Raw genomic sequence first — 25,871 nt, 5'->3', positions numbered from 1 at the left:
CGGCCACGCAACCGGAAGTACCCACGGATGTTCAAGAACAAACCGCTCCAGCACGACGGCCAGGTCGACACCCTCATCGGACCGCAGGTGGTCATGCGCGGCGATCTGCTGTTCAGCGGCGGCCTGTACGTCGAAGGCCGCATCATCGGCAAGGTCATCGCCGAGGAAGGCCAGCGCGGCACCATCACCCTGGCCGAGAACGGCAGCATTGAGGGTGAAGTGCGCGCGCCGGTGGTCATCCTCAACGGCCGTCTCGATGGCGACGTGTACGCCTCCGAGCGCGTGGAACTGGCCGCCAAGGCGCGCGTGACCGGCAACGTGCACTACCAGGTCGTGGAGATGCTGGCCGGCTCGGTGCTGACGGGCCGCCTGATCCACGCCGACGCCCACGCGTCCCATGCGCTGTCTGAAGGCCATCTGGACGCCCACCCCGCAGTGGGCTGACCGTCACAGTCCGTCGCGGTAGGCTGGGCGCCGGCTTCCACCGGCGACCGGCATGAGCACACCCAGTTCCGAACGGCCCGCTCCCGAGCAGCCCGCCCCCGCGCAGTCCGCGGACGCGCCGCAGCCCCCTGTGCCGCCGACCCGCGTGCCCGACCGGACGGCGATCCTGGCCGCGGTGGTGGCCGTGGCGATGCTGTTCGGGCTGTGGGGCGTCTGGCGCGTGCTGTCGCCCTCCCGGAGCCCGACCGGCCAGATCGAGGACAGCCGTCGCGAGGCCCGTGGCCAGCAGCGCGAGCTCGAACAGCTCCAGCAGCGCGTCGCCACCCTGACCCGGTCCGACCAGATCAGCCGCGACGCCAACCGCGACCTGCAGAGCACGCTGGCCGAGCGCGACGAGGAAATCGCCGGCCTGCGGGCCGACGTCGCCTTCTACGAGCGCCTTGTCGGCAGCACCGCGCAGCGCCGCGGCCTGACCGTGCACGCGTTGAAGCTGCAGCCGCAGAACAACACCGCCTGGCACTTCACCACCACGCTCACGCAGAACCTCAACCGCGGCGCCGTCAGCACGGGCCAGTTGAGTCTCACGCTGGAGGGCACCCGCGGCGGCAAGCTGGAGAAGCTGGCCTGGGCGGACCTGCGCCAGCAGCCCAACGCGCCGGGACTGGCGTATTCGTTCAAGTACTTCCAGCAGGTGGAGGGCGACATCTTCCTGCCGGAAGGATTCACGCCGGTGCGCGTGTCCGTCCGGCTGGTGCCGCGCGCGGGTGCGCCGATCGAGGAGTCGTTCACCTGGGCCGATGCGACGCGCGACATCGCCCCGGCGACCGCGCCGCCCGCGCAGTGAGCGCCCGGGAACGCCTGCGGGACACACCGGATCGTCGTGCGGCTTGAACCAGAGCGCCTCGCCCCCCATCCTTTTCGCATGGAATCGCTCATCCCCTCCGCCGCGACGCCGGATTACCAGTCGCTCGACCGCCCCCTCCAGTTCTCCTCCGCGGCTGCCAACAAGGTCCGCGAGCTGATCGCGGAAGAAGGCAACGATGCACTCAAGCTGCGCGTCTACATCCAGGGCGGCGGCTGTTCGGGCTTCCAGTACGGGTTCGAGTTCGACGAGCAGCAGGGCGAGGACGACCTGGCCATCCAGACCGATGGCGTGACGCTGCTGGTCGATCCGCTCAGCCTGCAGTACCTGATGGGCGCAGAAGTCGACTACACCGAAAGCCTGCACGGCGCGCAGTTCGTGATCCGCAATCCGAACGCGAAGACCACCTGCGGCTGCGGCTCCTCGTTCGCCGTGTGAGCGACCTCGCGGCTCCTTTCGCCTTCGTCGAAGCCGGTGCGGATGCCGCCTGCCGCGGCGCGGTCGATCGTGCCGACCGCCTGCGCGACGACCCGGACGCCCTCAATGCCCTGTGGTCGCACGCGCGCGTCATCCTCCTGGACGAACACGGGCACGCCTATGCCGACGACGACGGTCGCCTGCGCGCGCCGCACGGCCATGAGATCAGCGAAGGCCCCGGCGGCGTGGGTGCTGCGGTCTTCCTCGGCCTCGATACGCACGGCACCGGCTGGTTCGCACTCGAAGCCGCGCTGACCGCCTTCACGGCGCCACGCCGCGTCGACCTGCGCAGCGCCGCCGCGTTGTGGCCCGCGTTCGACGCCAGCGTGTTCGCGCAGGCGCGCGCGCTGCAGCACTGGCGCAGCCGTCATCGCCATTGCGGTGTGTGCGGCGGTGAAGTCGCGATTTCCCGCGCCGGTTGGCAGGGCACCTGCACGAAGTGCAGCGCCGAACATTACCCGCGCACCGATCCGGCGGTGATCGTCGCCGTCAGCGACGGTGCACGTTTGCTGCTCGGTCGTCAGGCGGCATGGCCCGCGCGTCGCTACTCGGTCATCGCCGGATTCGTCGAGCCGGGCGAAACGCTGGAGCAGACCGTCGCGCGCGAAGTGCTGGAGGAAACCGGCGTGCGCGTGCACCGTTGTCGTTACCTGGCTTCGCAACCGTGGCCGTTTCCCGGTGCGTTGATGCTGGGCTTCAGTGCCGACGCCGAGTCGGACGAACCGCACGTGGGCGACGAACTGGAAGACGCACGCTGGTTCACCGCGCAAGACGTGCGCCGCGCGTGCGAACGCGGCGAATGGGGCAGCGCTCGCGACGACGGTGAAGGCCCGGTGCTTTCGCCCAGCATCTCCATCTCGCGCTGGCTGATCGAGCACTGGCTTGCCGCGCAGCCCGACGCAAGCTGACGCGCGATCCCCCAAACCGCTCCACCCCGTCAGCCTGCGGTCCGCGTGGCAAACCGGCCACGCCGCATCGCACCGTCGCCGGAGCCACAGGCTAGAATCCGGTGAGCCCAGCTGCCGGAGTCATCCGCGCGATGTCCATCACCCTGATCGCCGTCGTTGTCGCCCTGGTGCTGGGGCACATGGCGCAGTCGCTGGCCGCGTCGGTGCGCCATTACGGCTGGTACCGCGACTGGGTGCGCTGGCTCGACGCACGATTCCCCGAAGGCAGCTTCTGGCGTGGCCGATGGGGCCTGCTCATCGCACTGGTGCCGCCGCTGCTCGCGGTGAGTCTGTTCCAGCTCGCCCTGCGCGATGCCCTGTTCGGGCTGACCACGCTGGTGTTCGGCATCGCCGTGTTGTTCTACGCATGGGGCCCGCGCGACCTCGACCTCGATGTCGATGCGGTGGCCGATGCGCCCGATCCCATCGCACGACGCAACGCCGCCGCGCGCCTGTGGCCTGAAGGCGCGATGCCTGCCGCGCTCGATGGCCCCAGCCTGGTGGCCGCCGTTTTCCGCAACGCGCAGCACCGCTGGTTCGGCGTGCTGTTCTGGTTCCTGTTGCTGGGGCCGGTCGGCGCGTTGCTGTATCGCCTCGTCGCGGTGTCGGCCGAAGGCGAGGCCGCGTCTGCATTGCCCAACGAAACGCGCGATGGCGCACGCACGTTGATGGCCTGGCTGGACTGGCCGGTGGCGCAACTGATGACGCTCGCCCTGGCGCTGGTCGGTAATTTCGATACGGTGCTGGGCGCATGGCGTGAATCGGGCGGCGCCTCGTTCGATGCGCGCAAGCCGTTCCTCGGTGCGGTGGCCCAGGCCAGCGTGAAATGCGAACTGGCCGAGGAGGCCGCCGATTACGCCGACGACACCAGTGCCGTCGGCGAAGCAGGCCTGGTGCCGCCGCCGGTGCCCGCGGTATCGGGCGAAGTGCCGGAACTCCGCGATGCGATGAGCATGGTCTGGCGCAGCCTGCTGGTCTGGCTGGCGGTACTGGCGCTGTTCGTCATCGCCGGCTGGGTGAGCTGAGCCTCAACCGGGCGCCATCCACGCCACACCTGCCCACGATAGGTTGCGCAGCACGCCGAACAGCAGCAGCACCGCGATCCACACGCGCCCATCGTGCAGCCACCGGTTCGCCCACGCTGGCAGCACGGAGCGCCCCCACAGCCATTGTCCGATCATCGCGACGACCGCCGGCAGCGCGAGCAGCAACAGCGGATGCATCGCCCACGCACGCGCGACATCGCCGTGCGCCAGCGCGTGCAACGCACGCGTCAGGCCGCAACCCGGGCAGTACAGCCCGGTGAGCAGATGGAACACGCACGGCGGAAACACGCTGTGCGGCGAAGACGGATCGAAGTCGCGTAGCAACCACAATCCCAACGCCCCCATCGGCGCCAGCGCCAACGCGAACCAGCGTCGCGTGGCGATGTCGTCCCACGTGCGCACGCGAACGCGCATCAGGGCATGCATACCGCTCATTGATTCAGCCGCTGCACGTGTTCCAGTTCTTCCATCATCTTCTGGTACTGCGCCATGCCGCCGCTGCTGATGAACCAGATCGACCACAGCAGCCCGACGATGCACAGGCCCGTGGTGATCCAGCACCACAGCTTCGCGTTGCTCGACGCACGCCGCGCGCCGTACTCATCGCCCGCATCCCAGCGGCGATTGACCTGCGCGGCGAACACGATGGCGACGATGCCGGGAATGGTGCCGACGATGCAGCAGAAGAACAGTGAGGCGACCGTGATCAGGATCGCCCACACCAGGTACGTTGGAACGGGTGGCGCCAGCGGTCCCGAAGGCGGTGACGGCGGCGGTGGGAACGGCGGCACACTCATGGCGATCCCTCGTCGGATGCGCCGCCAGGGCTGGCGGCGCGCCCGATCCTAGGCAGCGCGCCGTAGCGGGGTTGTGAGTGTCAGGCGGCGTCGCCGCGAAGCGCGCGCACCCTGGCTTCCAGCATCGGCGCATCCACCTGATCGCCGATGACCGGGGCTTCGGCCATCACTTCCACCGGCGCCCGGAAACGCCGCGGCACGCGCATGCGTCCCAGGCGATCGTCGCGGCGGCTCCACATGCTGGTCCACATGTTGCGCAGGGCCATCGGCACCACCGGCACCGGCCGTCCGTTCTCCTGCGCGCGCGCCAGGATGCGCTCCACCCCGGACTTGAACGGCGCGATCTCGCCGTCTTTCGTCAGCCCGCCTTCCGGGAAGATGCCGACCAGCTCGCCTTCGGCCAGCGCCGCGTCGATCTCGTCGAACGCGCGCTGCATCAGCGCCGGGTCTTCCTTCGCGCCGGCGATGGGAATGGCCTTGGCAGTGCGGAAGATCCAGCTCATCACCGGGATGTTGAAAATCTTGTAGTACATGACGAAGCGCACCGGCCGCGGAATGCTCGCGGCCAGGATCAGCGCGTCCATGTAGCTGACGTGGTTGCACACGATCACCGCCGCACCCTCGTCCGGCACGTGCTTCTCGATGCCATGCACGCGCAACCGGTACATCGCGCGCACCAGCAGCCAGCTGAGGAAGCGCATCAGGAATTCGGGAACGATCGTGAAGATGTACAGCGCCACCACCACGTTGGCGATGGCCAGCCCCAGGAACAGCTGCGGGATCGACCAGTCCAGCAGCCGCTGCGTGGCGATGCCGATGCCCGCGGCCAGCACGATGAAGATGGCGTTCTGGATGTTCATGCCCGCGATCACGCGCGACAGCTCACCGCGCGGCGTGCGGCTCTGGATCAGCGCGAACAACGGCACCACGAAGAAGCCGGCGAACAGACCGATCAGCGTCAGGTCCATCGTGATGCGCCAGCTGCCGCTCTGCTGCAGGAATGCGCCCACCGTCGCCACGTGCGCCGTCGCCTCGCCCGGTCGCGCGAAATACAGGTCCAGCACGAACGCGCTGATGCCGAACGCGCCCAGCGGCACCAGGCCGATTTCCACCGTGCGCGCCGACAGCTTCTCGCACAGGATCGAGCCCACGCCGGTGCCGATGGAGAACAGCGCCAGCGCGAAGATGTAGAGCGCACCGTCGCCGTTGCCCAGGTTCACCTCGGCGTAGGTCGGCAGGTTGGAGGTCAGCACCGTGCCGACGAACCAGAACCACGACACGCCCAGGATCGAATTGCGCACCGCCACCTGTCGGCGTGCCAGGCGCAGGATGGCCAGCGATTCGGGAATCGGGTTCCAGTTGATGCGCAGGTCTGGCGCGCCGGCTTCCACCGGCGGAATGGCGCGGCTGACGAGGTTGCCGAGCACGGCCAGGGCGATCACCGCCACCGCCGCAACCACCGGGCCCGCGGTGCCGGCCACGGCGAAGATCAGCCCGCCGAAAAGCATGCCGATGAGGATGGAGATCGACGTGCCCATCTCCACCAGGCCGTTACCGCCGGTGAGTTCCTCCGGCTTCAGCACGGAGGGAAGGATCGAATACTTCACCGGCCCGAACAGCGTGGACTGCACGCCGGTGGCGAACAGCGCGACCAGCAGCACCGTCATGTTCTGCGTCAGGAAGCCCACCGCCGCCAGCGACATGATGACGATTTCCATCGTCGTGGTGATGCGGATGAGCCGCGACTTCTCCAGCTTCTCCGCGATCTGTCCCGCCGTGGCGGAGAACAGGAAGTAGGGCAGGATGAAGATCGCCGGCGCGAGGTTGGCATACAGCGTCTTTTCTTCCGGGCTGACTGCCATGTAACCCAGCAGCCCGATGATGGCCTGCCGGAACACGTTGTCGTTGAAGGCGCCCAGCGCCTGCACGAAGAAGTAGGGCAGGAAGCGGCGCTGCCGCAGAAGGTCGAACTGACTGTACGCCATGCGCCGATGTGGTCCCGAAGGGTTCGCGCGAGCCTAGCAAATCGGGTGGTGGGGGCGTCACCCTGGGTGTGGGCGGCATGCTTGCCGTTGCCGTTGCCGTTGCCGTTGCCGTTGCTGGTGCCGTTGCTCTGCAGTTGCGGTTTGCCCGGTTGCCGTCATTCCCGCGAAGGCGGGAATCCACGTGTCCGACGTATCACGGCCTTCGAAAAGAGTGTGACGGCTGAAGGTTGGATTCCCGGCCTTCGCGGGAATGACGATCTCGAACAGCATCAAGCTCAAGAACAACAGCTTCCGCTCGCAAGCGAGCGGGTTACTTTTGTTTCGGCAAAAGTAACCAAAACCATCCGCTCCCTACGCGATCCGCTGCTTCGCAGCGGTCCCCTGCGCTCCTCGCCCGTCAGGGGGACGTCGCCCAAACTCGCTGCGCTGAAACATGGGCGACTCTTCGCCCCCTGCCGGGCTCCGGTGCTCGGCTCGCTCCGAAGTCGCAAGATCAACAGCAACAGCACGGCGACAGCAACAGCCACAGCAACAGCCACAGCCACAGCAACAGCCACAGCCACAGCCACAGCCACAGCAACAGCCACAGCAACAGCCACAGCAACAGCCACAGCAACAGCCACAGCAACAGCAACAGCAACAGCAACAGCAACAGCAACAGCAACAGCAACAGCAACAGCAACAGCAATAGCGCTTGCGCTGCTCCTTCTCCCCTCGCGGGAGAAGGTGCCCGAAGGGCGGAAGAGGGGGCGCGCGAAGCGCGCAGTCGCCCCCTCTCCCTGGCCGCTCCGCGGCCTGTCCCTCTCCCACAAGGGGAGAGGGGAGAGGCAATCGAAGGGCGCGCCAATCTCGCGCCTGAGGCGACACGGAACGGCAGCGCAAACCGCCCCCCACGGCCCCATTCCCCCACCCCCAAATGAAATAATCCCCACCCCAAACCGGCTCCATCCGCCGGCAACGAGGCGACATGGAATTCGGTGTGGAAGTAATCGCGCTGCTCATGGGAGTAGCGTTCGTGGCAGGTCTCATCGATGCGATCGCCGGTGGCGGCGGGCTGTTGACCATTCCGGCGCTGATGTCGGTGGGCCTACCGCCGGTCCACGCCATCGCCACCAACAAACTGCAGAGCAGCTTCGGCACCGCGAGCGCCGTGGTGGCCTTCGCGCGCAAGGGGCGTATCGATTTCCGCCGCTTCCGCTGGCCCGCCGTCGGCGCGTTCGTCGGCTCCGTGCTGGGTGCGTGGACGCTGCAGCGGCTGGACCCCGCGTTCCTCTCCGGCCTGATCCCCGTGATGCTGGTGCTGATGGCCGCGTACTTCCTGTTCGGCCCCAAGCCCAGCGAGGAAGACCGCCACAGCCGACTGGGCACGACGGCGCTGCTGCTCATCGTCGCGGCGATTGGTTTCTACGACGGCTTCTTCGGCCCGGGCACGGGCTCGTTCCTCGCCACCGCGCTGGTGGTGCTGTTCGGCATGGGCCTGGTCTCGGCCACCGCGCACACCAAGCTGCTCAACCTCTCCAGCAACATCGCCGCGCTGATCGCTCTGATCATTGGCGGCAAAGTGCTGTGGACACTCGGCCTGCTGATGGCGCTTTCCAGCGTGCTGGGCGGCCAGATCGGCGCACACCTGGCCATGCGCGTGGGCGGCAAGGTCATCCGCCCGCTGCTGGTGGTGATGTCGCTGGCGCTCACCGCCAAGCTGCTGTGGGACCCGACCAACCCGCTGCGCGTGTGGCTGGCAGGGCTGTACTAGCCGATTTCGGCGAGGAAGGCGACGGACTACGGCTGTGCTTGGCTTACCCGGACTGCATTCACCGCGACGTTAGAAGCGAGTCGCTACTGCGCATGGCGACATTGCTCTCCACGATGGTCCAGCTGCCGCCGTCGCCGGTGCGAGTGAAGCTGGCGACGCCGTGGCTTGCACTCTCGTAGGCCTCGCAGTTCCGCACCAGCACCATGGCAAGGGCATGGCCACCGGCGTCGTCCACCGCGGCCCGGCTCATGCGGATCAGCAGCGGCCATTCGTTCGGTGCCGCCTGGCGGCATATGCGGTCGAACGCGCCTTTCTCGGCATCCGTGAGGGTCTGCACGTTGGACAGGCGCGGATCCGGGTTGTACGTCCTGGCCAGTGCCATCCGGTCGAGTTTGCGCTGGAGGTCGAGCGGGACGGCGGTGTACGTCCGGTCTACCAATGCATCTTCACGCCCGACGACAAGGAACTCGTACCGGTCGCAGGGCTCGGGGCGCTCGTCCGCGCACAGCATTGCACTCTTCGTATCGAAGTACAGGTGTGCGTTTCGGGAGGAGTCGTACGGGTGGAGGTGCTGCAGATAGGTGCGGATGAGATCCCACTGCGTGGAGTCGTCGGCGGCCACGATGGAGCGGTCGGCATTCCACTGCGCCATTCGGTGCTTCAACAGGGGCCAGGCAAGCACGACAGTGCAGGCGAGCACGATCGTTGCCGCGGTGAAGAGCGTCGGCACTGGCCGTGCGCCTTTGAACCTTCTTCTGGAATGTCTGCCTGACATGGTTCCCCGTCGCGATGCCGCCCATCCCCGGGCATCGCCTGCGTATGAGTCTGAGGGCCGTGAAGACGGCACGCAACGCCACGTCCTTGACGTCGCCTTCACTCAGCTCCGGGCGGACGCATCGTGTTTCACAAGCGAGCCAGCTTCGCCCCGGTACGCTGCGGCCGTCCTTCCCGAAAGGAGGTCGCCATGACCGCCGACACCAAGTCGCCGCTGGAGCATGTCAACGACACGGTGCTGCAGCTCAAGGAGATGCGGCATTACTCGAAGAACAACGTGGAGCTGCTGACGACGCAGTGGCTGATGTTCGACGGGGAGTTGTCGAAGTTGAAGAAGGCGTCGGTCATCGAGGATCTGATGACCAAGCAGTCGCAGTTCTACGATGGGGTGGAGGCCGCGATCGCGGAGCTGGAGGCGTTGGCGGTGGAGTTGACGCCGGCGCCGGAGGAGGGTGCCGCGTAAGGCGCTTTCGTGCTTGAGCCGCGCAGGGCTTGTGCGGCATGGGGTGTTCGATGTGGCCCCTTCGTTGCCCCTCACCCCAACCCCTCTCCCGGTGGGAGAGGGGCTCAAAAGACTTACGCCGGTTCGCCCGCTTCGGCCTGTTCGCGTTCGATCGCGCGCCAGCCGATGTCGTGGCGGTGGAATTCGCCGTGCCAGGAGATGCCGGCGACGGCTTCGTAGGCTTTGTGCTGCGCGTCGGCGACGCTGTCGCCCAGGGCGCACACGCACAGCACGCGGCCGCCTGAGGTAACGACGTGCTCGCCTTCCACCTTCGTGCCGGCGTGGAAGACCTTCACGTCGTCCACTTCGGGCGCGTCCCAGCTGCCGATCACATCGCCCATGCGCGGTGTATTGGGATAGCCCTCGGCGGCCATCACCACGCCCAACGACGGACGCGGGTCCCAGTGCGCCTTCACGGTGTGCAGGCGTTCGTCGATGGCGGCTTCGACCAGATCCAGCAGGTCCGAGCGCAGGCGCAGCATCACCGGCTGCGTTTCCGGGTCGCCGAAGCGCACGTTGTATTCGATGACCTTCGGCGCGCCGCTCTTGTCGATCATCAGCCCCGCGTAGAGGAAGCCGGTGAACGGAATGCCGTCGGCGGCCATGCCGCGCACGGTGGGTTCCACCACTTCGCGCATGATGCGTGCGTGCACGTCCGGCGTGACGACGGGTGCGGGCGAGTACGCGCCCATGCCGCCGGTGTTGGGGCCGGTGTCGCGGTCGCCCACGCGCTTGTGGTCCTGGCTGGTGGCCATCGGCAATGCGGTCTTGCCGTCCACCATCGAGATGAAGCTGGCTTCCTCGCCTTCGAGGAACTCTTCGATCACCACGCGCGCGCCGGCGGCGCCGAAGGCGTAGTCGGACAGCATGTCGGTGATGGCGGCTTCGGCCTCGGCCAGCGTCATCGCGACGATGACGCCCTTGCCCGCAGCCAGGCCGTCGGCCTTGATGACGATGGGCGCGCCTTTCTCCTGCACGTATTCCAGCGCGGCCTCGGCCTCGGTGAACACGGCGTAGTGCGCGGTGGGAATGCCGTGGCGGGCGAGGAAGTTCTTCGCGTACGCCTTGCTGCCTTCCAGCTGCGCGGCCTCCTGCGTCGGGCCGAAGATGCGGTGGCCGGCGGCGCGGAAGCGGTCGACCACGCCGTTCACCAGCGGGCCTTCGGGGCCGACGACGGTGACGCTGATGCCTTCGCGCTCCACCAGCTTCAGCAGTGCGTCGATGTCGGACGCGGGCACGTCCACGTTGCGGCACTTCGGTTCGGTCGCGGTGCCGGCATTGCCCGGCGCCACCAGCACCTCGCTGATGCGCGCGGACTGCGCGAGCTTCCAGGCCAGGGCGTGTTCGCGACCGCCGGAACCGATGACGAGGACCTTCATGCGCGCGCTCCTGCGATGGTTCGAAAACGTGGGCCCACGATTTTACGGGCCGGGACGTAACACCGCGACCCGCGGTGGTCACGTTCTGCTGTGGAGAACGGCGCGGTGGCCGGCGATCGGCCTGAATGCGTGGCGCCGCGTGCGCTCAGGCCGCGGAGAACGAGGCGTGGTACTGCACCTCGCCCTGCGGGATCACGTCGTCGAAGGCGAGGGCCTGGAAATACGGGGGCGGCACGTCGGCATAGCGAAGGCCGGGGTGGGCGCGGAAGCCGAAACGGTCGTAATACGCGGGTTCGCCCAGCACCACGCAGCCGGCGGCGCCGGTGTCGGCCAGCTCGGCCAGACCGGCGCGGATCAGCGCGCCACCGACGCCATGGCGCTGGTCCTGCGGCGATACCGCCACGGGGCCCAAGCCGTACCAGCGTTCGACGCCGGCGATGGTCACCGGCGAGAACACCGCCACCCCGGCGATGCGGCCGTCGATGTCGGCGACCAGCGACAGGGCCAGTGCCTCGTCGCTGCGCAGCGCGTCGACGATGCGCTGTTCCACGCGCCCATGGCCAGGAACATCGGCGAACGCGGCGGCCAGCAGATCGTGGATGGCGGCGTGATCGTCCTGGCTTTCGGTACGGATCCACATACGGCCTCCGGGGTCTGGCGCGAGTGTGCCGACGGGGCGGTTATGGCGGTGTCGGCGGCTAGTGCCCGGTGCAGGCCGCCGGTGACTTCAGAGCGTTCGTCCCCGCGAAGGCGGGGTCTCTGGGCCGCCGAATGGCGGCACTCCATCGGGCAGGCGCATCACGCTTCGAGAGCGTGATGGGCCGGACGGTTGGATCCCCGCCTTCGCGGGGATGACGGCTGAAACCTTCAGGCTACTGATGCTGTTATTCCCGCGCAGGCGGGAATCCAAGGATGAGTGCATCACCCTCTCCGGAGAGCGTGATGGGCCTGGCGGTTGGATCCCCGCCTTCGCGGGGATGACGACATGGTGCGGCGAGGCTGCAGGCCCGAGTCCCGGTCTTCGCCGGGACGACGGAGCTGGATCAGTGCCGGAAATGCCGCACGCCCGTGAACACCATCGCCAGGCCGTGTTCGTCGGCGGCGGCGATGACTTCGCTGTCGCGCATCGAGCCGCCCGGCTGGATCACGGCCTTGATGCCGGCTTCCGCTGCCGCATCGATGCCGTCGCGGAACGGGAAGAATGCGTCGCTGGCCATCACCGAGCCCGGCACGACCAGGCCCGCGTCGGTGGCCTTGATGCCGGCGATGCGCGCCGAATACACGCGGCTCATCTGGCCCGCGCCGACACCGATGGTGCGGTGGTTCTTGGCGTAGACGATGGCGTTGGACTTCACGAACTTCGCCACGCGCCAGGCGAACAGCAGGTCGTCCATCTGTTCCGGCGTCGGCGCGAGTTTCGTGACGACCTTGAGTTCGTCGCGCGTGACTTCGCGGATGTCGCTGGTCTGCATCAGCAGGCCCGAGCCCACGCGCTTGACGTCGACGTTGTTGCGGCCGTCGCCGTGCGGGATGCGCAGCACGCGCACGTTGGCCTTCTTGCGTGCGTAGTCGAGCGCGCCTTCCTCGTAGTCCGGTGCGATCAGCACCTCGACGAACTGGCGGTCGAGGATGGCCTTGGTCGTGGCGGTGTCCAGCGTCGTGTTGAAGGCGAGGATGCCGCCGAAGGCGGAGGTGGGGTCGGTGGCGTACGCGAGTTCGTACGCGTCGCCGCAGGCCACGCCCTCGGCCACGCCGCACGGGTTGGCGTGCTTGACGATCACGCAGGCCGGGCGCTCGAACTGGCGCACGCATTCCCACGCGGCGTCGGCATCGGCCAGGTTGTTGTAGCTCAGCTCCTTGCCCTGCAGCTGCGTGAACGTGGCCAGCGTGCCTGGCACGGGCCACAGGTCGCGGTAGAACGCGCCCTGCTGGTGCGGGTTCTCGCCGTAGCGCAGGTCCATCACCTTCACGAAGTTGCCGTTGGACTGCGCGGAGAACAGCGCACGGCTACCGTCTTCGTTGAGCGAGGAGAGGTAGTCGCTGATGCGCGCGTCGTACTGCGCGACGCGGTTGAACGCGGCCACCGAGAGCGCGAAGCGCGTCTTCGCCGACAAGGCGCCGTCGTTGGCGGCGAGTTCCTCGACGAGGCCTGCGTATTGCGCCGGGTCGGTCGCCACCGCGACGCGGGCGAAGTTCTTCGCCGCCGAACGCAACATGGCCGGGCCGCCGATGTCGATGTTCTCGATGATGTCGTCCATCGTGCTGGACGGGTCGATCGAGACCTTCTCGAACGGATACAGGTTGAGCACCAGCAGGTCGATCGCGCCGATGCCGTGCTGCGCCATCACCGCATCGTCGATGCCGGCGCGGCCGAGCAGGCCGCCGTGCACGATCGGGTGCAGCGTCTTGACGCGGCCGTCCATCATCTCGGGGAAGCCGGTGACGTCGCTGACGTCCTTGACCGGCAGGCCGGCCTCGCGGATGGCCTTGGCGGTACCGCCGGTGGAGAGCAGTTCCACGCCGTGGTCGTGGAGCGCGCGGGCCAGGTCGATCAGGCCGGTCTTGTCGGAAACGGAAAGCAGCGCGCGGCGGAGTTTCACCGGCGTGGCGGCGGCATCGATGTTCATGGGGGGCTTGAGGAAGCGGAAAGCCCCGGAATTATACGCCGGCCCCCGCCGGGGCCGGCGCGTGGTGCGGGTTCAGGGCTTCGCGTCGGCCGTGGCGCTCGCCACCGCCTGGGCCGGGAAGTAGAACTCGATTTCGTCGCGTACGGCGAGCATGGCCGGGTCCTGGCGGATCTTGGCGGTGACCTCGGCCGCGGTGGACTTCACCCACTCCACGCCGCCCTTGCCGAGCCCGTCGGTGTTGTCGCTGCCCGCGGTCCATATGCTCTGCGCGCGCGTGGCGGTGCGCTCGAAGGTGTACGAGGTGACGGTCTTGCCGTTGAGCAGCACTTCGTAGCGCACGACCAGCCGGTCGTTGGTGACCATCGGCAGGATGCCCAGCGAGCCGCCCGACAGCACGGCGCTCAGCAGGCCTGCGGCGGTGCCCGCGGCGGTCGGTCGCACGGTGTGGGTGACCACCAGCGTGAGCGGACTGCCGGCCAGTTCCTTGTCGAGGTTGGCGAAGGCGGGGTCGGCCTTGAGCGCCTTGAGGATGTCGTCCTGCGCCACCGACGCCAGGAACTTCATGGGCGGCAGCACGGTGCCCGGCGGTTGCACGGCCGGTGCGGTAACGGGAATGGGCGGGGTGATGACGGGCGCGGCGGTCGTCGCCGGTTCGGCGGCGATCGCATGCGGCGGCAACAGGAGCAGGGCGAGCATCGAATCTCGGATCATGCGGTTCATGGCGCGCTGCCTTACTGGTAGCAGTTGAGTTGGACGGTGTTGGTCAGCGCGGCCTGGTTGGCCGTCTGCAAACCACCGGGGCCCTTGGGCTGGATCACGTCGAACGGCACCTTCTCGCGTTGCAGGAACATCGCGACATAGCGCGCGTCCAGGGCGAAGTTCACGTTCTGCGGGATCTGCCCGAGCTTGGCCAGCATCTCCGCGTTGAGCGTGCTCACGGCCATGCCCAGCAGCTCTCCGTTGTCAGACACGATCGGGCCGCCGCTGTTGCCGGGCTGGATGGGTGCGGAGAACTGGAACATCCCCAGCGAACCGCGCAGGCCCTTGCTGGCGCTGACGTTGCCGCGCGTGACGTTGGGCGAATCGCCCAGCAGGCCCTGCAACGGAAAGCCGACGCTGGTGACCGATTCGCCCAGCACGATCTCGTGGTTCTGGCGCAACGCGATCGACGATGCGCGCGGCATGCCGGAATCGAGCACGGCGACGTCGAGCAGGTCGCTGGAGGCCCTGGGTTTCACGGCGAAGGTCTTGCCGTCCTGGTGGGCTTCCATCGCCGTGCAGTCGCGCGACACGTGCGCGGCGGTGAGCAGCTGGCCGGTCTTGTTGACGAAGAACGCGGTGCCCGTGCGCAGCGGTTTCTCGCGGTCCACCAGCAGCGACAGGTCGATCTTCGACGTCGAGCCGCTGGCCGGAAATTTCGTGGGATCCGGCGCCAGGCGCTGCTGCACCGTGTACATGATCTGCTGCACGGCCAGGCCCGATGCGGTGGCCGCGCCTGCGTTGAGGTTGCTGCCACGGATGGGTTGTTCGGCGCTGCCGGTGAGCAGCTGTTTGCCGTCGATGCCGTAGACCTGGTACTTCACCGTGAGCATCGGCTTGCCCGTCTCGCGCGACCACTTCGGCGCCAGATCGACGATCAGCCCGTAGTGCGCATCGGTGGTGGACGGCACCAGGTGCATGGCGGGGAAGTACTTCTTGCCGACTTCGTCGAGCGCATCGGCGAAGGCCTTGCCCGGCTCGATCCAGAGGTTGCTGATCGGCACATAAGTGCGGGCGGTCAGCGAGGATGGCGGCACGTAGACCGCGATCTCCGTCGGATTGGAGACGACCGGAATGGTCTTGCTGGTCGCGGCCTGGGCCGCTGGCAGGACGCACGCAAACAGCACCAGTGCCGGCGCGATGCGCGCAGGCAAGGACATGACGACTCGCATTGGACAGCTTCCCCCGGCTGCGCCACGACTTCCGACGAATGACGCCGGCACATGGCATGGACGTATTGACCGGCCGCTTCTGGCGAAGCTCCCCAGCCGGTCCAGCGGAGTCTATCGGATTCGGGTGTAGTGGGAGGAAGGCCCGAGGGCTCAGTCCAGCCCGTACTCGCGCAGCTTCTTGCGCAGCGTGGCGCGATGGATGCCGAGCATCGCCGCGGCGCGGCTCTGGTTGCCGTCGCAGTGCTGAAGCACTTCCACGAACAGCGGGATTTCAAGTTCGCGCAGCGCGATCTCGTAGAGGTTCTCGGTCCCGCAGCCGTCCAGGTCGCCGAGGAAACGGCGGATCGACGTGGCGACGTGGTCGCGCAGCGGCACGCGGGGTGCGGTGCGTGCGGCGGCGTCGGTACGGTCGGTGGCGGCGTTCAACGGGTTCCCCAATGCGGCAGTCGTCCGGGGTCCGGTCGACGGGAAGCGGAGTCTAGCGCGCGTCCGTCGCAGGCCACAATGTGATCGCGGTCGCTTTCAGCGGAAGTCGAAAGTAAAGGCGACGATGCGTGGTGCGGGCTCGATCACGTCCATCGAAACGGTGGCGCTCTGCCCCGGCAGCAACTCGTCGCCCGGGTGGTGTTCGCGGCGGTACTCCCCGGGTTCGAACGCGCGCAGGCCGACTTGTCGGCCATCGACATCCGAGAGGCTGAGCATCAGCACCGGCCAGGGCTGCGCCCACCGCGCATCGTTGCGGAAGCTGGCCTCGATCGACAGCACGCCAGCGTCGCCGGGCTTGGGTCGCACGCTGCGCTGAAGCATGGTGAAGGCGGCCGGTTCGCGCCAGGGCGGCAGCTGGCAACGCAGCACGCCGCACATGCCGGCGACGAACGGTCGCCAGCGCGGATCGGCGGCCAGTTCCTGTCGCTGCGCGAGCAGCAGCTGCAATGCGAGCAGCAACGTCAGTGCGGCGATCGCGGCGATGGCGCGCCACGACGTGCGTCGCGGCGCGGGCGCGACGGTATGGCGCGCGAAGCTGGGTCCACCCTTGCGGCGCGGACGTGCGCCACGTCGTGCGCGAGGGGGCGCGCTGCCAGCGGTTGCCGCGGCAATGGCCTCTTCGTAGCTCGGTGCGGCGGTGTCGGGTATCGCCTCGACGTCCGGCACAGCCGACGCCTCATCGGCGTTGTCTGCTGTCGTTTCATCGGTAACCGACCCGGGCGCGGATGCATCGGCGTCCGCGTCAGCGGCCGCCGCGTCCTCCGCCATTTCCATGGGCGCTGTGTCGGCGGGGACATCGTCCGCGGACGATGATGCGTCCCCGGGCGTTGCCTGCACGATGCCGTCGCAGCGCGGACAGCGTTGCGGCTGGTCGTCCTCGCGGACGATCAGCGCGACCAGGAAACCGCAGTGCGGGCACGAAACGAACATGGCGGCTATTCAACCATGCACACCGTGCGGCATGTCAGGGGCGACGCACGCCTGTGACACGCATCCAGTCTTCCTGGCGGTCGGCCTGCAGCGATTCGAAGTCCTTCGCGTAACGCGCGATGACCTCGTCCTCCTGGCCGGCGAGGATGCCCGACATGGCGATGCGGCCACCCGGCGCGACCCGGGCGGCAAGCGTGTCGGCCAGCGACACCAGCGCGGACGCCAGGATGTTGGCGACCACGACCGGATAGGTGTCGGCCGGCTCCGCTTCCGGCGCGTGGGCCACCAGGCGATCGGCCACGCCGTTGCGTTCGGCGTTGTCGGCGGTGGCGAGCAGCGCCTGCGGATCGTTGTCCACGCCGATGGCCTGCGCCGCGCCCAGTTTCAATGCAGCCAGTGCGAGGATGCCCGAGCCGCAACCGAAGTCGAGCACGCGCTTGCCTTGCAGCAGGCCTTCATCGGCCAGCGTGTCCAGCCACTGCAGGCACAGGGCGGTGGTGGGGTGCGTGCCGGAGCCGAACGCCAGACCCGGGTCCAGTCGCACCACGGCCGCGTCGGGCGCATCCGCTCCGGGCGGCAGCTCATGGTTCCACGGCACGATCCAGGTACGGCGACCGAACTGCAGCGGTTCGTACTGATCCATCCACGCGCGTTCCCAGTCCTGGTCGGCCACGTCGCGGAAACTCGCGCGCGACCAGTCCAGGCCTTCGTCGATCGCGCTCAGGGCATGCAACAGCAGTTCCGGCGGCGTGCCTTCCTCGAACAGGGCGGTCAGGGTCAGTTCGTTCCACAACGGCATCTCACCGACACCGGGTTCGAAGATGGCCTGTTCGTCGGGCGCGTCGGCATGAGCGTCGGCCAGGGTGACCGCGAGCGCGCCGACGTCCTCCAGCGCGCGCTCATAGCGCGTCTGCTGGGCTTCCGTGCAGGGCAGGGTGAGTTCGAGGAACGGCATGGGCGTCGGATGGGGGCGGCCGGGCGGCCATGGTGGGCCGGGATGCCCGTCGCGTAAAGCGCGCGCGCACCGCAGCCCGCCGTGAGCGGTGTCGCATTCAGGCCGTTTCGCTCAGGCTGGCCGGCCGATTGCCCTAGAATGGCCGCCATTCTTCGATTCCGGCACACATGCCCGACATTCTGCAAACCGGGTTGCGAGGACGGCCGCCTTCGGCGCCGGGACCGCGTGCGCTCGCGTGGGCAGCCATTGTCGTGCTTGGCATCGTGTCGGTCGCCGGTTGGGCGGTGTACCGCAACCGGGTCGCGCACGTGGAGCCGGTCGCCATCGTCACCGCAGTCGACGCCGCGATGCAGGCAAGCCAGGGCGCGAGCATCGATCATCCGCGTTCCAGCGGCATCGAAGCCGTGCCGGTGCGTGTGCCGACCGCCCCCGGTATCCGCGCGCGCTTCGAAGCCAGCAGCGATCTGTACGCCTATGTCCAGTCGTTGGAATCGGCCGCACGCGACAACGATGCCGATGCGATCTGGATGATCAGCCGCGTGTACGACTACTGCTCGCCATTCGCGATGGCGCCGGCGGCTTACGACCGCGACACGCGCACCATCCAGGACATGGCCATGCGCGGATCGCGCGCGATGGTCGCCGCGCGCGAGCGCATCAGCCAGCGCTGCGCGCGCTTCGTGCCGCAGGACGAACTGACGCCGCGCATGATCGTGCTCAAGCGCGCCGAGGCCGCGGAGGCCGGCAGCCTCGCTGCGGAGGCGTCGCTGATGGCCTCGGGCCAGCCGCTGCATGAAACCCCGGAATACAAGCGCGATCTGGTGCAGCGCGTGCAGCGCTCGGCCGATCCGGAAGCGTACTCGGCGCTGTCGCCGGGCATGGGCATCGCCGCGAGCGGGCAGACCGCACTGGCCGACCAGGTGGCCGGCACGCAGTTCGCCGAACTCGCGTGGCAGCTCTCCGCCTGCCGGCTCGGGCTGGACTGCGGCCCGAACAGCGCGCTGATGACTTCCTACTGCGCCAATGGCGGCATCTGCTCACGCGATCCGGAACAGGACTTCGAGCGTTTCGTGTTCGACGCCGCAGTCCCGCGCCAGGGCGCAGACGTAATCAACGACATGATCGACTCGCTGATGGGCGAGAAGAGGACCAGGCAATGAAGAACCAACGCTGGGCAAGCAAGGCGGGGCGGTACTTCTGGGTACTGCTGTTCGCCACGTACTCGGTCGGCGCTGCAGGCGTCATGATCGACGTGCTGGGCGACGAGTACCGTCAGCTATCGCAGGTCGCCGTGACCACGGTGCACTCCTCGGAAGACGTGCGGATGTCGGGTGCCTCGCAGGTGGCGGCGGTGTACCGCGCCAGCAGTGGCGCACCGTTCTCCACGCTGCCACCGGGAAGCACCTTCAAGGTGGTGTGGCCCGATGGATCGAGCGAGTACGTGATGGTGGTCAGTCCGTCGTCCGCTGCCGGCGTGGCGCCGATCCCGGGTTCGCAGAGCGCTCCGGCCGCCGCGGCCGGTGTTTCTTCCGGCAACGTCGGCGGCGATGCACGCCCCCGGTAAAGCCGTAGTCGTCTCCGGCCTCAGCGGCCGGGACGTTCGGTCCGGTGTGCCTGCACCGCTTCCGGCGGAGGCACGAAGTCCACCGGCACCTTGACCGTCGCACCCGACGGCTGGCGTTCGGACTGGGTGCGCCAACGCCACGCGGTGGTGATCGCCGACTGGTCCAGCAACGGATAGCCGGAGGACTCGCTCAGTCGCACTGCGCGGACCTCGCCGCAGGCATTGACCAGCAGTTGCAGTTGCACACGCCCGCCTTCGCCGGCACGCGCCATCGAAACGGGATAGGGCGGGGCAGGCATGGCCTTCGGCCCCGGCGTGCAGGCTTCCTTCTCCACCAGCGCACGCCATGCCGCGTAGCTCACCGTGTCCGGATGCGTGGGCGGTTCCGGCGGGGCCATCGCCGCGGTGTCATCGCGCAGCTTGCGGCATGCCGCCTGCGCGGGATCGCAGTAGATGCGGACGAGGATGCGGTAGTTGATCGTGTCGGATCGGTCGACGATCTGGACCGCGCTGTCGGGCCACTGGCCCGTCTGCGGCGCCGAGAATGTCCATTGCCCGGCCATGTCGCCGCGATCGATGGCGAAGCGGGTGAGATCGGGCCGGAAGGCGAAGTACTCCGCCTCCGGCAACGTCTTGAGTTCGGCCTCGTCCATCGTGCCGCTGTCGCGGTACCAGGCCAGCAACTGCTCGCGATACACCCTGCCGACGAGGGCGGACGAGGGGCCGGCCATCTCCACCTGCAGCCAGTCGCTGGCGGTGCGCGCTTTCGCGCCGATGGCCTGCGACGACGCCAGGCCCAGAACGAGGGCAAGCAGCAGACGCGACTTCATGAAAACTCCGTGGAGGATGGGCCGCGCACGAAGCCGCGGCGCATCGCCGCGGCACGTGACGGTCAGACGATCGACAGCGCCTTTTCTTTCTGTTCCTTCAGGCGCTTTTCCAGGTAGTGGATGTTCATTCCACCCTGCTGGAAGCCGGCGTCGGACATGATGCGCTGCTGCAGCGGCACGTTGGTCTTGATGCCGTCCACGACCATCTCCGACAACGCCACGCGCATGCGCGCGATGGCCGTCTCGCGGTCGGGGCCGTGCACGATCAGCTTGCCGATCATCGAGTCGTAGTTCGGCGGCACGCGATAGCCTTCGTAGATGTGGCTGTCCACGCGCACGCCGGGGCCGCCCGGCGCATGGAAGTGCTGGATCAGGCCCGGGAACGGCATGAACGTCTCCGGGTCTTCCGCGTTGATGCGGCACTCGATGGCGTGGCCTTCCAGCACGATGTCGCTCTGCTTGATCGACAGCTTGTGGCCGGCGGCGATGTTGAGCTGTTCGCGCACCAGGTCGATGCCGGTGACCATCTCGGTGACCGGGTGTTCCACCTGGATGCGGGTGTTCATCTCGATGAAGTAGAAGCGGCCGTTCTCGTAGAGGAACTCGAACGTGCCGGCGCCGCGGTAGCCGATGCGCAGACAGGCCTCCACGCACACCTTGCCGATCTCGGCGCGCTGCTCGACCGTGATGCCCGGTGCCGGTGCTTCCTCGACCACCTTCTGGTGGCGGCGCTGCATCGAGCAGTCGCGCTCACCCAGGTGGATCGCGTTGCCCTGACCGTCGGCGAGCACCTGGATCTCCACGTGGCGCGGGTTCTCCAGGAACTTCTCCATGTAGACCATGTCGTTGCCGAACGCGGCCTTGGCTTCGGACTTGGTGGTCTGGATGGCCGCGGTCAGGTGGGCCTCGGTATGCACCACGCGCATGCCGCGACCGCCGCCGCCGCCAGCCGCCTTCACGATGACCGGATAGCCGATCTCGCGCGCGATCTTGACGTTGGTGGCCGCCTCGTCGCCCAGCGGGCCGCCGCTGCCGGGCACGCACGGTACGCCGGCGGCTTTCATGGCGCGGATCGCCTCGACCTTGTCGCCCATCAGGCGAATGGTGTCGGCCTTGGGACCGATGAAGATGAAACCGGACTGCTCCACGCGTTCGGCGAAGTCGGCGTTCTCGGAGAGGAAGCCGTAGCCGGGGTGGATGGCCTGCGCGTCGGTGACCTCGGCGGCGGCGATGATCTGCGCCATGTTGAGGTAACTGTCGGTGGACGGTGCCGGGCCGATGCAGACCGACTCGTCGGCCATGGCGACGTGTTTGAGGTTGCGGTCGACGGTGGAATGCACCGCGACCGTGCGGATGCCCAGCGCGTGGCACGCGCGCAGGATGCGCAGCGCGATCTCACCGCGGTTGGCAATGACAACTTTGTCGAGCATGAGGCTGTTCTCGAAAGCGGGGACGAGGAAAGCGGGGAACGCAGCGGCAGGAAACCGCGCCGCGTTCCGGCGCGCTTACCCGATGACGAACAGCGGCTGGTCGAACTCGATCGGCTGACCGCTCTCGACCATCACCTTGAGCACGGTGCCGGCGACATCGGCCTCGATCGGGTTGAACATCTTCATCGCTTCGATGATGCCCAGCGTGTCGCCGGCCTTGACCGACTGGCCGACGCTGACGAATGCCGGCTTGTCCGGCGAGGGCGAGGCGTAGAAGGTGCCGACCATCGGTGCGCGCACGACGTGGCCCGGCGGAAGGTCGGCATGCGGCTTGGGCGAGCCGCCGCTGGCGGCCTCGGTCGGGCCGTGCATCGGCATCACCGGCGCCGCTGCAACCGGCGCGGCCTGCACCACGGGCGCGGCAACGGCGATGCCCTTCGGCGTGCGGGCCAGGCGGACCGACTCCTCGCCTTCCTTGATCTCGATTTCGGCGAGATTCGACTCCTCGAGCAGGTCGATCAGCTTCTTGATTTTGCGCAGGTCCATGGTGGGCCTCTAGGTGATGCGCCCGCTTGGCGCGGGCAGGTCGGTTGGAATTCAGTGCGCCGCGGCGGCGCCGGCCAGTCGGGCGAGCGCGGCGTCGAGGGCGTAGCGGTAGCTGTCCGCGCCGAAACCGCAGATCACGCCCACGGCCAGGTCGCTGAAATAGCTGGTGTGGCGGAACGCTTCGCGGCGGTGCGGGTTGGACAGGTGGACTTCGATGAAGGGAATGGCCACCGCCGCCAGCGCATCGCGCAGCGCGACGCTGGTGTGGGTGAAGGCGGCCGGGTTGATCACGATGAAGCCCGTGCCGTCGCCGCGCGCGGCCTGCACCCGGTCGACGAGCGCGTGCTCGGCGTTGGCCTGCAGGCTGTCGTAGTCGTGGCCGGCGGCCTCGGTGCGCGCGCGCAGGTCGGTTTCGATGTCCGCCAGGGTCGTGCGGCCGTAGACCTCCGGCTCGCGCGTGCCGAGCAGGTTCAGGTTGGGGCCGTGCAGGACCAGCAGCTTCGCCATCGGGGGCCGTTGTGACTCGAACGGGATCGGAAGGCCGGCAGTGTGCGCCATGCCTGAAAGGGTGTCCAGACGTTCGGTGCCGTATCGGCGAAGTTCGCGGAATTTAAATAGTTGTTTGAGTGGACGCTCTAATCTGAGACCCAGTTGTCGATTTCGCCGTGCTCGAACGGGCCGATCTTCTGCTTCAGCAGCCGTCCGTCGGCCGAAACCAGCACCGTGTAGGGCAGTACGCCCTTGGGATTGCCCAGTTGCACGCCTGCGTCGCGTGGCCCGGCCTGGTCCAGCAGGATGGGGTAGCGCACCGGAATGCGCTTCAGGAAGTCGTGCACGGCGTCGGCGTCGTCCAGCGCGATACCGACCACTTGCGTGCCGTTCGCGCCCTGGGCGGCCGCGAAGCGGTCCAGCTCAGGCATCTCCTGGATGCAGGGGCCGCACCAGCTGGCCCACAGGTTGATCAGGATCGGCCGGCCGACATAGGCGCCCGGAAGCTTCACGGCGGCGCCGTCGAGCGCGGGCAGCTGCAGGGTCGGGATGACCTCGCCGCGCCGGGCGATGGGCAGGTCCGCAGGCGGTTTCGGCGCCGAGGCCTCCATCGCCGATTGCAGCGCGCGCTGCCCGACCTCGGTCCGCAGCAGCGGGCCCGGGCCGTTGAGCAACAGGCCCGCGGCCGCGCCGAGCACACCGGCGATGGCCGCGACCAGCAGGATCTTGCCGGTCGAACCCATCAGCGGGCCGCGCGCCCTGCGCGTTCGGCGAACTTGGCGGCGTCTTCGAAACCGAACAGGCGCAGCTCGCGACGTTCGGCGCCGTCGTGGAAGTACAGCGTCGCCGGCGGGCCGATGATGCCCAGCCGTTTCATCAGCGCCTGGTCGTCATCGTCATTGGCGGTGACGTCCGCCTTGAGCAGCACGAATCCGGACAGTGCCTGCTGTACCGCGGGCTCGGGGAAGGTGTACTTCTCCATCTCCTTGCAGGAGACGCACCAGTCGGCATAGAAATCGAGCATCACCGGCTTGCCGGCGGCCTTCGCGGCCGCGACCTCGCGGTCCAGGTCGGCCAACGACTTGATCTTGCGGAACGGCAGTTCGGCTTCGCGCACGCCGCCGGCGCGCAGGCCGGCGAGCGGTTTCAGCGGGTCGTGGCTTCCGGCCATCGCGCCGACGACCTGCGCCGCGCCGACCACGCCCAGCAGCAGCGCCATGGTCCAGCCAACCGCGCGCACGCCGTTGCCGCGCGCGGCGCGGATTGCGACCGCGGTGGCGGCCGCGGCGGCGAGCAGCAGCACGCCCCACAGTGCCAGCGTCGCCGGCGGCGGCAGGATGCGCGAGAGCATCCACACCGCCAGGCCCAGGAAGACGAAGCCGAACACGCGCTGCACGCCGACCATCCACGGACCGCTGGTGGGCAGGCCCTTGCCCGCGGCCACGCCGAAGGCGAGCAGCGGCACGCCCATGCCCATGGCCAGCAGGAACAACGCCGCACCGCCGAAGGCCGGGTCCTGCGTCTGCCCGATGTACAGCACGGCGGCCGCCAGCGGCGGCGCCACGCACGGCCCGACGATCAATGCCGACAGCGCGCCCATCACCGCCACGCCCACCCATGAACCGCTGCGCTGGCGATCGCTGAGCGAGCCGAGCCGGTTGCGCAGGGCGTTGGGCAGCTGCAGTTCGTACAGCCCGAAGCTCGACAACGACAACACGACGAACAGCAGCGCGAAGGCGATGATCACCCACGGCGTCTGGAAGGCGACCTGCAGGTTCGCGCCGACCAGTCCGGCGACCACGCCGGCCACGGTGAACACCAGCGCGTTGGCCAGCACGTAGACGAACGACAGCGAGAACGCGCGCCGCGCGCCCAGGCCCGGGCCGTGACCGGCGATGAGGCCCGACAGGATCGGAATCATCGGCAGCACGCACGGCGTGAATGCCAGCAGCAGGCCGAAGCCGAAGAAGCTCGCCAGCGCCCACCAGCGGTTCGGGCCCGACAGCGCCCGCGCCAGGCGACTGTCCTCGGCGAGATTGGACTCGTCGTCGCTCGCGGTGGTTGCCGCGGTCGGTGCGGTCGCGACGGGCGATGAAACGCTGGAGGAAGTGTCGGTAGCCGGAAGCGCGGCGGTACCGGAGGCGTTGCCCTCCGGTGCGGCGCCCACCTTGCCGGCCGGCACGGCGATCTCCACCGTGCGGGTCATCGGCGGGTAGCAGATGCCGTCGGTCTGGCAGCCCTGGAAGATGGCGGTCAGGTTCAGGGGCGCTGCATCGGCGCGCGAGCGAACCAGCGGCACCGGCACCTCGACCTGGTCGAAGAAGACGACGACATCGCCGAAGTGCTCATCGCGGTGGGCGACGCCCTTCGGCCAGCGCGGCGCGCCCAGCGCGATGCCAGCGCGCGCCGCGGCCGCGTCGAGTTTCAGCGTGGTCCGGTCGCGATACAGGTAATAGCCCTGCGCCGGCGTGAAGCGAAGCAACAGCGTGTTGCCGTCGCCAGCGATCGCTTCGAATCCGAACGCCTGTTCCGGTGGCAGCGGCAGCGCTTCCGCGTTGTCCGCGCTGCCGAGCAGGCCGCCGCCCAGCGGCGCGCCGCTGCGTCCCGCACCGAACTCCGCGAGCGGACGATCGCCACCGGCCGCTCCGGCCTTCGGCAACGCGACCGTCAGGCTGCGCGTCTGCGGCGGGTAGCAGATGCCCGCGTCGGCGCAGCCCTGGTACTTGATCTTCAGCGTGACCTGCGGCCCACGGGCTTCGCCCGGCAGCACGGCGGTGAGCGATTGGCGGTAGGTCTCGACCTTGCCGAAGAACTCGTCCTCGTGGGCGTCGCCCTTGGGCAACTGCAGCGCCTGCGCGGCGAAGCCATCGTCGGCCTGCACGGCGATGCGGTGTCGGTACAGGTAATAACCGTCGGCGATCTGCCAATGGATCTCGATGCGGTCCGGTCCGGCCGCTTCGGCCCGAAGCGCGAACGCTTCGTCCACCGGCAGCAGATCGTCCGGATCGATCGCGGCATTCGCGGGCCCTGCCGCGATGACAGCCGCCACGAGCGGGATCGCGAGAAGGAGCTGCTGGGCGTGGGAACGAAGCCGGTCGAAAAGGCGGAAGCGGGGAG

At 68.3% G+C, this 25,871-nt stretch carries 28 protein-coding genes; 9 read left to right on the top strand and 19 right to left on the bottom strand.

Annotated features, from left to right (window positions below):
- Positions 1-27 precede the first annotated feature (27 nt).
- The 5 genes from QLQ15_RS01725 (at position 28) to QLQ15_RS01705 (ending at position 3,755) form a co-directional block, all read left to right on the top strand.
- Positions 28-444, top strand: coding sequence for a bactofilin family protein (locus QLQ15_RS01725; RefSeq protein WP_432277762.1), 417 nt, complete (start codon positions 28-30; stop codon positions 442-444).
- A gap of 52 nt (positions 445-496) precedes the next feature.
- Positions 497-1,288, top strand: a complete 792-nt coding sequence (locus QLQ15_RS01720; protein WP_283211138.1) for a DUF6776 family protein — start codon at positions 497-499, stop codon at positions 1,286-1,288.
- A gap of 78 nt (positions 1,289-1,366) precedes the next feature.
- Positions 1,367-1,744: an iron-sulfur cluster insertion protein ErpA gene (erpA, locus tag QLQ15_RS01715; RefSeq protein WP_283211137.1), complete on the top strand. Its 378-nt coding sequence runs from the start codon at positions 1,367-1,369 to the stop codon at positions 1,742-1,744.
- Positions 1,741-2,691 (top strand): NAD(+) diphosphatase, encoded by a 951-nt coding sequence (gene nudC, locus QLQ15_RS01710; RefSeq protein WP_283211136.1) that lies wholly within the window; start codon positions 1,741-1,743, stop codon positions 2,689-2,691. Before erpA ends, nudC begins: the two co-directional genes overlap by 4 nt.
- Before the next feature lie 131 nt (positions 2,692-2,822).
- Entirely contained in the window at positions 2,823-3,755 is a 933-nt protein-coding gene (locus QLQ15_RS01705) for a hypothetical protein (protein WP_283211135.1), read from the top strand.
- 3 nt (positions 3,756-3,758) lie between these two features.
- Here QLQ15_RS01705 and QLQ15_RS01700 read toward each other — a convergent pair whose 3' ends face one another.
- From QLQ15_RS01700 to QLQ15_RS01685, 4 genes are all read right to left on the bottom strand, one after another.
- Positions 3,759-4,211, bottom strand: a complete 453-nt coding sequence (locus QLQ15_RS01700; protein WP_283211134.1) for a DUF2752 domain-containing protein — start codon at positions 4,209-4,211, stop codon at positions 3,759-3,761.
- Positions 4,208-4,573 carry a CD225/dispanin family protein gene (locus QLQ15_RS01695; RefSeq protein ID WP_283211133.1) on the bottom strand — a complete coding sequence of 122 codons (366 nt, stop codon included), beginning with the start codon at positions 4,571-4,573 and terminating at the stop codon, positions 4,208-4,210. The genes QLQ15_RS01700 and QLQ15_RS01695 overlap by 4 nt, the downstream gene beginning before the upstream one ends.
- Before the next feature lie 80 nt (positions 4,574-4,653).
- Positions 4,654-6,558 (bottom strand): MFS transporter, encoded by a 1,905-nt coding sequence (locus tag QLQ15_RS01690; protein WP_283211132.1) that lies wholly within the window; start codon positions 6,556-6,558, stop codon positions 4,654-4,656.
- 493 nt (positions 6,559-7,051) lie between these two features.
- Complete coding sequence (locus QLQ15_RS01685) at positions 7,052-7,246, bottom strand: hypothetical protein (protein ID WP_283211131.1); 195 nt, start codon at positions 7,244-7,246, stop codon at positions 7,052-7,054.
- A gap of 279 nt (positions 7,247-7,525) precedes the next feature.
- Here QLQ15_RS01685 and QLQ15_RS01680 point away from each other — a divergent pair, with 279 nt between their 5' ends.
- A complete protein-coding gene (locus QLQ15_RS01680) occupies positions 7,526-8,311 on the top strand; it encodes a TSUP family transporter (RefSeq protein WP_283211130.1) in 786 nt (261 codons plus the stop codon).
- 58 nt (positions 8,312-8,369) lie between these two features.
- On the opposite strand, the gene QLQ15_RS01675 is transcribed toward QLQ15_RS01680, so the two are convergent.
- On the bottom strand, positions 8,370-9,041 hold the full coding sequence (locus tag QLQ15_RS01675) for a hypothetical protein (RefSeq protein WP_283211129.1): 672 nt from the start codon (positions 9,039-9,041) through the stop codon (positions 8,370-8,372).
- 234 nt (positions 9,042-9,275) lie between these two features.
- Here QLQ15_RS01675 and QLQ15_RS01670 point away from each other — a divergent pair, with 234 nt between their 5' ends.
- Positions 9,276-9,548, top strand: coding sequence for a hypothetical protein (locus QLQ15_RS01670; RefSeq protein WP_283211128.1), 273 nt, complete (start codon positions 9,276-9,278; stop codon positions 9,546-9,548).
- 113 nt (positions 9,549-9,661) lie between these two features.
- Here QLQ15_RS01670 and purD read toward each other — a convergent pair whose 3' ends face one another.
- From purD to prmA, 8 genes are all read right to left on the bottom strand, one after another.
- Positions 9,662-10,966: a phosphoribosylamine--glycine ligase gene (purD, locus tag QLQ15_RS01665; protein WP_283211127.1), complete on the bottom strand. Its 1,305-nt coding sequence runs from the start codon at positions 10,964-10,966 to the stop codon at positions 9,662-9,664.
- 145 nt (positions 10,967-11,111) lie between these two features.
- Positions 11,112-11,606: a GNAT family N-acetyltransferase gene (locus tag QLQ15_RS01660; protein WP_283211126.1), complete on the bottom strand. Its 495-nt coding sequence runs from the start codon at positions 11,604-11,606 to the stop codon at positions 11,112-11,114.
- 403 nt (positions 11,607-12,009) lie between these two features.
- On the bottom strand, positions 12,010-13,593 hold the full coding sequence (gene purH, locus QLQ15_RS01655; protein ID WP_283211125.1) for a bifunctional phosphoribosylaminoimidazolecarboxamide formyltransferase/IMP cyclohydrolase: 1,584 nt from the start codon (positions 13,591-13,593) through the stop codon (positions 12,010-12,012).
- 72 nt (positions 13,594-13,665) lie between these two features.
- Positions 13,666-14,313 carry a hypothetical protein gene (locus QLQ15_RS01650; protein WP_283211124.1) on the bottom strand — a complete coding sequence of 216 codons (648 nt, stop codon included), beginning with the start codon at positions 14,311-14,313 and terminating at the stop codon, positions 13,666-13,668.
- Positions 14,314-14,324: 11 nt separating this feature from the next.
- Positions 14,325-15,512: a S1 family peptidase gene (locus tag QLQ15_RS01645; protein WP_283211123.1), complete on the bottom strand. Its 1,188-nt coding sequence runs from the start codon at positions 15,510-15,512 to the stop codon at positions 14,325-14,327.
- Between the two features lie 162 nt (positions 15,513-15,674).
- Positions 15,675-15,950 carry a DNA-binding transcriptional regulator Fis gene (gene fis, locus QLQ15_RS01640; protein ID WP_283211122.1) on the bottom strand — a complete coding sequence of 92 codons (276 nt, stop codon included), beginning with the start codon at positions 15,948-15,950 and terminating at the stop codon, positions 15,675-15,677.
- 96 nt (positions 15,951-16,046) lie between these two features.
- Positions 16,047-16,940 (bottom strand): DUF3426 domain-containing protein, encoded by an 894-nt coding sequence (locus QLQ15_RS01635; protein ID WP_283211121.1) that lies wholly within the window; start codon positions 16,938-16,940, stop codon positions 16,047-16,049.
- A 34-nt stretch (positions 16,941-16,974) separates the two neighbouring features.
- Positions 16,975-17,895, bottom strand: coding sequence for a 50S ribosomal protein L11 methyltransferase (gene prmA, locus QLQ15_RS01630; protein WP_283211120.1), 921 nt, complete (start codon positions 17,893-17,895; stop codon positions 16,975-16,977).
- A gap of 167 nt (positions 17,896-18,062) precedes the next feature.
- Between prmA and QLQ15_RS01625 the strand changes: the two genes are divergently transcribed.
- Both QLQ15_RS01625 and QLQ15_RS01620 read left to right on the top strand, forming a co-directional pair.
- Positions 18,063-19,055 (top strand): hypothetical protein, encoded by a 993-nt coding sequence (locus QLQ15_RS01625; protein WP_283211119.1) that lies wholly within the window; start codon positions 18,063-18,065, stop codon positions 19,053-19,055.
- Positions 19,052-19,459 (top strand): hypothetical protein, encoded by a 408-nt coding sequence (locus tag QLQ15_RS01620; protein ID WP_283211118.1) that lies wholly within the window; start codon positions 19,052-19,054, stop codon positions 19,457-19,459. Before QLQ15_RS01625 ends, QLQ15_RS01620 begins: the two co-directional genes overlap by 4 nt.
- 20 nt (positions 19,460-19,479) lie before the next feature.
- On the opposite strand, the gene QLQ15_RS01615 is transcribed toward QLQ15_RS01620, so the two are convergent.
- From QLQ15_RS01615 to QLQ15_RS01590, 6 genes are all read right to left on the bottom strand, one after another.
- Positions 19,480-20,289 carry an energy transducer TonB gene (locus QLQ15_RS01615; protein WP_283211117.1) on the bottom strand — a complete coding sequence of 270 codons (810 nt, stop codon included), beginning with the start codon at positions 20,287-20,289 and terminating at the stop codon, positions 19,480-19,482.
- 62 nt (positions 20,290-20,351) lie between these two features.
- Positions 20,352-21,719 (bottom strand): acetyl-CoA carboxylase biotin carboxylase subunit, encoded by a 1,368-nt coding sequence (gene accC / locus QLQ15_RS01610; protein ID WP_283211116.1) that lies wholly within the window; start codon positions 21,717-21,719, stop codon positions 20,352-20,354.
- Positions 21,720-21,794: 75 nt separating this feature from the next.
- Positions 21,795-22,265, bottom strand: a complete 471-nt coding sequence (gene accB / locus QLQ15_RS01605; protein ID WP_283211115.1) for an acetyl-CoA carboxylase biotin carboxyl carrier protein — start codon at positions 22,263-22,265, stop codon at positions 21,795-21,797.
- A 51-nt stretch (positions 22,266-22,316) separates the two neighbouring features.
- Positions 22,317-22,772 (bottom strand): type II 3-dehydroquinate dehydratase, encoded by a 456-nt coding sequence (aroQ, locus tag QLQ15_RS01600; protein WP_283211114.1) that lies wholly within the window; start codon positions 22,770-22,772, stop codon positions 22,317-22,319.
- 128 nt (positions 22,773-22,900) lie between these two features.
- On the bottom strand, positions 22,901-23,497 hold the full coding sequence (locus QLQ15_RS01595; protein ID WP_283211113.1) for a TlpA family protein disulfide reductase: 597 nt from the start codon (positions 23,495-23,497) through the stop codon (positions 22,901-22,903).
- Complete coding sequence (locus QLQ15_RS01590; protein WP_283211112.1) at positions 23,497-25,803, bottom strand: protein-disulfide reductase DsbD; 2,307 nt, start codon at positions 25,801-25,803, stop codon at positions 23,497-23,499. The genes QLQ15_RS01595 and QLQ15_RS01590 overlap by 1 nt, the downstream gene beginning before the upstream one ends.
- Positions 25,804-25,871: the final 68 nt, after the last annotated feature.

It is taken from the genome of Lysobacter stagni (genome assembly GCF_030053425.1).
Classification (GTDB): domain Bacteria; phylum Pseudomonadota; class Gammaproteobacteria; order Xanthomonadales; family Xanthomonadaceae; genus Lysobacter_J; species Lysobacter_J stagni.
The sequence above is the reverse complement of the archived record's forward strand: the minus strand, read 5'-3'. Positions and strand labels throughout refer to the sequence as shown.